Source organism: Trebonia sp. (assembly GCF_030042015.1).
In the GTDB taxonomy this organism is placed as follows: domain Bacteria; phylum Actinomycetota; class Actinomycetes; order Streptosporangiales; family Streptosporangiaceae; genus Trebonia.
Window position 1 is genome coordinate 1 of the sequence record NZ_JASIAL010000332.1, and the last position, 6,443, is coordinate 6,443.

6 protein-coding genes and 1 riboswitch are annotated in these 6,443 nt (G+C 72.1%); of the genes, 1 reads left to right on the top strand and 5 read right to left on the bottom strand.

The features are described from left to right. Nucleotides 1–164 precede the first annotated feature (164 nt). Genes Q1N79_RS17920 through Q1N79_RS17940 form a run of 5 tightly spaced genes read right to left on the bottom strand, consistent with a single transcriptional unit; the run spans nt 165 to nt 5,549 of the window. Nucleotides 165–941: a ferredoxin gene (locus Q1N79_RS17920; protein ID WP_300610324.1), complete on the bottom strand. Its 777-nt coding sequence runs from the start codon at nt 939–941 to the stop codon at nt 165–167. A 19-nt stretch (nt 942–960) separates the two neighbouring features. After that, on the bottom strand, nt 961–2,406 hold the full coding sequence (locus tag Q1N79_RS17925) for an NADH-quinone oxidoreductase subunit C (RefSeq protein WP_300610326.1): 1,446 nt from the start codon (nt 2,404–2,406) through the stop codon (nt 961–963). After that, a complete protein-coding gene (locus Q1N79_RS17930) occupies nt 2,403–3,890 on the bottom strand; it encodes a proton-conducting transporter membrane subunit (RefSeq protein ID WP_300610329.1) in 1,488 nt (495 codons plus the stop codon). The genes Q1N79_RS17925 and Q1N79_RS17930 overlap by 4 nt, the downstream gene beginning before the upstream one ends. Nucleotides 3,891–3,903: 13 nt before the next feature. Next, nucleotides 3,904–4,587 (bottom strand): hypothetical protein, encoded by a 684-nt coding sequence (locus Q1N79_RS17935; protein ID WP_300610331.1) that lies wholly within the window; start codon nt 4,585–4,587, stop codon nt 3,904–3,906. Next, nucleotides 4,587–5,549 (bottom strand): NADH-quinone oxidoreductase subunit H, encoded by a 963-nt coding sequence (locus tag Q1N79_RS17940; protein ID WP_300610333.1) that lies wholly within the window; start codon nt 5,547–5,549, stop codon nt 4,587–4,589. The genes Q1N79_RS17935 and Q1N79_RS17940 overlap by 1 nt, the downstream gene beginning before the upstream one ends. An 82-nt stretch (nt 5,550–5,631) precedes the next feature. After that, nucleotides 5,632–5,716: riboswitch (Fluoride riboswitch) on the bottom strand. Nucleotides 5,717–5,870: 154 nt separating this feature from the next. Here Q1N79_RS17940 and Q1N79_RS17945 point away from each other — a divergent pair. Next, the gene (locus Q1N79_RS17945) at nt 5,871–6,443 is read left to right on the top strand and encodes a DUF805 domain-containing protein (protein ID WP_300610335.1); all 573 of its coding nucleotides are present in this window, start codon (nt 5,871–5,873) and stop codon (nt 6,441–6,443) included.

The following is a 6,443-nucleotide window of genomic DNA, read 5'->3' on the forward strand; positions in this document are numbered from 1 at the left end:
GGTGCGCGCCGCGAGCGCGGCGCGCACCGCCGCGACCGCCAGGCACGCCGCCCCGGCCGCGCCCGCCAGATAGGGCAGCCCCCGCGCCCGCCCGGGCCGTGACGGCAGCAGCGCGCCGGCCCCCGCCACCCCGAGCAGGATCAGCCCGGCCGCGAACAGCGCGCTCATCGGACCAGCTTTCCCATCGCGATCAGCAAGGCTTTCAATATTCCGAACGGCGGTGGCGGGCTGCCCGGGACCCAAATGTCGACGGGCACGATGGCCGACACCCCGGTGAGCCGGTCCCCGAGCAGGCCGCCGCTGACCGCGTCGGCGCCGACGGCGATCACCACCCTCGGGTCGGGCATTCCCTCGTACGTGGCGCGCAGCGGCCCGGCCATGCCGGGCGCCCCGGCGCCGGTGACGAGCAGCACGTCGGCGTGCCGCGGGCTGGCGGTGAAGAAGACGCCGAGCCGGTGCACGTCGTAGACGGGGCCGAGCAGCGCCTGGATCTCCCACTCCTCGGCGCCGTCCGAGCCCGCGTCCACGTGCCGGATGTGCACGCTGCGGCGCAGGGCGGCGGTGCGCGCCGCGAGCGCGGCGCGCACCGCCGCGACCGCCGCGTCGGTCTCCGGCGCAGGGGGGACGACAAGCGCCTGCCTGGTGACCGTCGCCGCGCGCGGCCCTGTCGCGCCAGCCGACCAGGCGAACACGTCGGGCCGCGCCGCCACGCACCGCCCGCACAGGATGCATCGCCCCTGGTCGACGGCGACCCGCCCGGAGACCTCGATCGCTCCTGTCGGGCACATCGCGGCGGCGTCGGCCGCCGCGATGTGCGCCGCCGCCGCGTCGCCGCGCACCACGGCCGGCCCCCGCCAGGCGTGCGCGTATTCGTCGCCGCGGCGTGGCCAGCGGGTCGTCACCACCCCGTCGCGCAGCCCGTGCAGCGCCCAGATGCTCACTGTTCCGCCTCCCAGGCAATCACATGGCCGCGCCCGCGACCGACAGGCCGAAGCTGGCCTCGATGAACGGGAAGTCGGTGAGGATGTCACCGGCGAAGACCTGGTGCATGAGCACGAGGTCGTGGAACGAGGCCGACCGCGGCTGGCAGCGGGCGATCCGGCCGTCCTCGATCGTCAGGTCGTAGAGCACCTCGCCCTGGGGGGCCTCGGCCCAGCCGGTCGCCCGGCCGTCGACCGCGGGGCAGGGGACGTGCGGAGACGGCCCGGATCGTTCGGGGAAATCGGAAAGGGCCTGCCAGATCAGGCGGAAAGCCTGGTCCACCTCCTCCCACCGGACACGGAGCCTGGCGAGGGCGTCCCCGGCCACGTGCTGGCCGGCGGGCGGGACGGCCAGCAGCGGGTAGGCGTCGTAGGGGCGGGCGAGGCGGTCGTCGTCGGCGTACCCGGACGCCTTGCCGATCGGCCCGAGCGCGCCGTGCTCGCGGGCCCGGCCGGCGTCGAGCGGGCCGGTGCCGCGGATCCGGTCGAGGAACGAGGAAGTGGCCATGACCGCGTCGGCGTCGGTCTTGACCTGCTTTTCCAGGCGGGCCAGGTCGGGCAGGACCGGGCTCGGATCCGGCCATGCCGACACGCCGCCTGGCACCACGACGCCGCGCCCGAAGCGGCTGCCGCACAGCGCGCTGACCAGGCGCAGCACCCGCTCCTTGTGCAGCGCGAACCGGGTGGTGGCCACGGCGAGGCCGGCCGCGTCGGCCAGCCGCATGGCGACGTCCAGGTGGTTGGCGATCCGTTCGAGCTCGGCGTGCGCGACGCGGACGAGGCCTGCCTCCCGCGGCACCTGGCAGCCCGCGATCGCCTCCACCGCGTGGCAGAACGCGAGGGCGTGCGCGACGGAGGCGATGCCTTCGGCCCGTTCGGCGAGCAGCACGGCGTCGGCGACGCTCATCCCCGTGAACCGGGCGGCGATGCCGCGGTGCTTGTAGAAGATCCGCATGTTCAGGTGCGGGATCGCCTCGCCGGGAGTCTCGACGAGGTACTCCATCGACTCGAGCACGCCGGAGCGGACCGGGCCGTGCGGGATCGTGAACACGCCGTAGCCGGCGACGTGCCGCGGCAGCGTGTGATCGTCCGGATCCCCCGGGCCGACGAGCGGGGCGAGCCGGGAGTGCCCTTCAGGCACGATCCCGGTCTGGTCGTGGATCACCCGCTCGTACCAGAACGCGGCGGGCTGGCGGGGGGTGAGCGCCGGGTACCCGGCGGCGCCTGGCGGCAGCGTCGTCTGGAGCGTGTCGATCCCGCCGGGGACGGCGACGTGCGCGGACAGCGTGACGCCGCCGCCCGGTTCGGTGTCCGCTGCCCGGGCCGGCGCGGCGAACAGGCCGGCGAAACGGCCGCCGCCGGCGATCCTGGCGTCCACGGCGTCCCAGAGCGCCGCCACGCACGGCTGCGTGCTCGTGATCGTCATGGCGTGCCCCGCAGCTGCGCGGCGCCGCGGGCGATCAGGTCCGTGAGCTCGCCTGGGGGGTGCACGCCGAGCAGCACGAGGACCGCCAGCCCGGCGAGCACCGGGACGACCATCCAGCTGGTCGGCTCGCCTGGCGCCTTCGCCGGGGCGGACGCGGACGCAGGGGACGCCGGGGACGCCGGGGACGCCGGGGTCAGCAGCATGCCGGTCGCCGCGGTGGCCAGCCCGAAGAACGCCAGTGTCACCAGCACGACCAGGACGGCACCGGCGGCGTAGCTGCCGCTGGACAGGCCGCCCGCGACGATCTGGAACTCGCTGCGGAAGACGCCGAACGGCGGCAGCGCGGACAGCGCGAGGATCGCCAGCAGGAACAGCGGCCCGCTCCACGGCAGCAGCGCCAGGCCGCCGCGCATCGCCGACATCCGCTTGGTCCCGTACTTCACCGTGAACACCCCCGCCCCCATGAACGCGTTGCCCTTGGCGGCCGCGTGCGCCATCACGTGCAGCAGCACCCCGGCCAGCGCGACGGGGACGCCGAACGACACGCCGACCGCGAGGATGCCCATGTGTTCCACGCTGGAGTAGGCGAGCAGCCGCTTGACGTCCCGCTGGCCGAACACGTACAGCGACGCTAGCAGCAGCGAGGCGATCCCGAACGCCAGCAGGACCTCGCGCGGGAAGCCGGTGCCGAGCGCCGCGCCGGCGACCTGGTAGAACCGCAGAATCGCGTAGAAGCTGGTCGCGAGCAGCGCGCCGGACAGCAGCGCGGACACCGGGGTCGGCGCCTCTGAGTGCGCGTCGGGCAGCCACGTGTGCACGGGGAACAGGCCGACCTTCGTGCCGTAGCCGAGGACCGCGAGCAGGAAGGCGAGCTCGACCGGTGTCTTCGGCAGCCGGGACCCGGCCTGGATCAGCGGCTGGATCGCGAGGTTGTAATGCTCGCCGAGGACCTGGGACCCGGCGTAGTAGGCGAAGACCGTGGCAAGCAGCCCCAGGCCCAGGCCGGCGGAGGCGATCAGGACGTACTTCCAGGCCGCCTCGGCGGCGCCGTCGGTGTCCTCGATCGCGACGAGCAGCGCGGAGATGACCGTGGTCACCTCGACCGCGATCCACAGCAGGGCCAGGCTGCCCATCAGCGGGGCGGCCAGCATCGCCCAGGCGAACGCGTTGAACCCGACCCAGAAGCGGCGTGCGTACGCGTCGTCGTGATGCGATTTCAGGTAACCGACCGCGTAGGTGGCCACCGCCGCGTACAGGAAGCTGGTCGCGAGCAGGAAGACCGCGCTCACCGCGTCGACCCGCAGGTAGCCGGACAAGCCGGACAGGTCCCCGTGCGAGGCGTCAGGCACCAGCGCGAGGACAAGGCCGAAGCTGGCGATCCCCGAGACGACCGCGACGGCGGCCGCCGCGCGGGCAGGCAGCGCCAGGCAGGCGAGCGCGGCGGCCAGCGGCACGATCAAGATGGCGAGCAGGACTGCGATCATCGGCTGGCCCCGCTCATCCGCGCAGCCGGGTCAGGTCGGCGGTGGACAGCGAGTCCGTCCTGGCATGGTGCGCCCGCGTCAGCATGCCGAACACCACGACGGCCACCAGCAGGTCGAACAGGAACGCGGTCTCCAGGATCAGCGGCAGCCCGGCCGCCACCACGAGCGCGGCCAGCGAGATCGCGTTCTCAAGCGAGAAGAACCCGATCGCCTGGGAGGCGACGTCCTTGCGGATGATCATCAGGCCGAACGCGACGAACACCATCGCCGCGGCGATGGCCAGCGCGAGGGCCGGCGCGCCCGGGCCGCCCATGTGGAACGAGCCGACCGCGAAGAACCCGAACGCCGCCAGGCCGATCGCCGCGAGCACCGCGATCGCGGGGCTGAGCGTGTGGCTGCCCGCGACCCCGGGCGGCTCCTCGCGGACGTCGACGCTTCCCGGCAGCAGCCGGCGCAGCACCAGCGGGACCGCGACGACCTTGAGCGCGGCGGACAGCCCGGCAAGCGCGTACAGGTCGGGCAGGCCCCGGTCGGCGGCGATGACGACCGCCAGGACGGATATCAGCGCGGACTGCACGGCGTACAGGCGGACCTGGTCCCTGACCAGCGCCTGGCGCAGCATGCCGAACTCAAGCAGCAGCATCAGCGCCGCGATCACGTTCGCCGCGCCCGCGTAGATGCCTGGCGCAGAGTTCATCAGCCGCCTCCCAGGTACAGCGTGAACACGCCGAGCACGGCGAGCAGGAAGGCGGCCGACGCGTATTCGGTGATCTTGAACAGGCGCAGCTTGGCGAATGAGTTGTCGATCACCGCGACGACGACGCCCACCGCGCCCGCCTTCGCGAGCAGCGCCGCGATCGCCAGCAGCACCGACCCGAGCCGCTGCGTGGACGCCAGGCCCCATGGCACGAGGAACACGTCGGACAAGATCGTGAACAGGATCATCTGCTTGAGCATCGAGCCCCACTTCAGCAGCGCGAAGTACGGCCCGGAGTGCTCGAAGGACCTGGCCTCCTCGATCATGCCGAACTCGTTCGTGCCGCTATGGGTCTCGACGGGGATCCGCCCGGTCTCGTGCAGGATCACCATGAACAGCGCGGCGGACGCGAGCAGGTGCGCGGGGCGGATCACCTGGCCGGCGGAGGAGCGGACCGTGGCGGCCAGCGCGTAGGGCAGGTCGGTGCCGGTCAGCAGCGCGACAGTGAACACGACGAACAGCACGACCGGCTCGGTTATCGCCGAGAACGTCTTGGCCCGGCTCGATCCGAGCTGCGCGTAGGGACTGCCCGTCTCCAGCGCGGCGACCGCCACCACGAAGCTGGCCAGCGAGAGCAGGAAGCCGCCGCCCAGGATGTCGCCCATGTACCCCAGCGGCAGGCCGTAGGTGGTGAGCACCGGGATCAGCAGCGGGATCGTCAGGTAGGCGGCGACCGCGATGAGCGGCGCCGCGAGGAAGAACGCGCTCGCCCCGGCAGGGGCCAGCGCCTCCTTGCGGCACAGCTTGGCCAGGTCGTAGTACGGCTGCAGTACCCGGGGGCCCCGGCGGCCCTGCAGCCGCGCCTCGACCTTGGCGATCACGCCCGTCACCGCGGGCGCGCCAAGCGCGACCGTAAGAACCTGCAACAGCTGGATGACCGGGATAGGCAGGGCCGCGCTCACACCGCGGCCCTGGGTTCATTGCCGGGAGGTTCCGGTTCCTGGGGCTCTGCCACCTCTTGTCCTCCTACCCACGTGACTGTACACAGGGATAGAAGCCATTAGGCCGGCAGGCCGGCCTAATGGCCGGACGCCGGACGGTTGCGGCGAGCCTCATCGCCAAACCCCTATTGTCACTCAGGTAGCAGCGGGGTCGCAACGACGGACGGCCCAAACAACAATGTCGCCATTTGTACTGCGCGAACACGTGAACAGCTAGAGAATCGCTCCGACCTGCATCATCATCATCGGTCTCCCTGAAACGGGGGAATACGGAGGCATGGCATGGGTGCTCCCTACGACCCTTACAACTCAGGCCAGCAACAGCCCGGCGGCTACGGGCAAAACCCGCAGTACCCGCCGGGGCAGCAGTACCCGCCGGGGCAGTACCCGCAGTACCAGCAGGCACAGTACCCGCAGCAAGGCGGTTACGCCCCCGGTCCCTACCCGCAGCAGGGCGGCTACCCGCCCGGCTTCCAGCGCGGCTACCTGCAGGGCGGCCCGGTCGGCTTTCAGCAGGCGGTGACCGAGGCCTTCCGCAACGCGTTCAACTACTACGGCCGCGCATCGCGCTCGGCGTACTGGTGGTTCGCCCTGTTCGAGGTGATCGCGTTCGTGGTGCTGATCCTCCTCGGCGCCTTCCTCAAGGCATTCGGGCTCGTCCTCGACATACTCGGGTATATCGCCCTGTTCATCACGGTCCTCCCGCTGACCGTGCGGCGGCTGCACGACCAGGACAAGTCCGGCTTCTGGGTCTTCATCGGGCTCGTCCCGTTCGTCGGCGGCATCGTCCTGCTCATCTTCACCCTGCTGGAGGGAACTCCTGGCCCCAACCAGTACGACATCGCCAACCGCTAG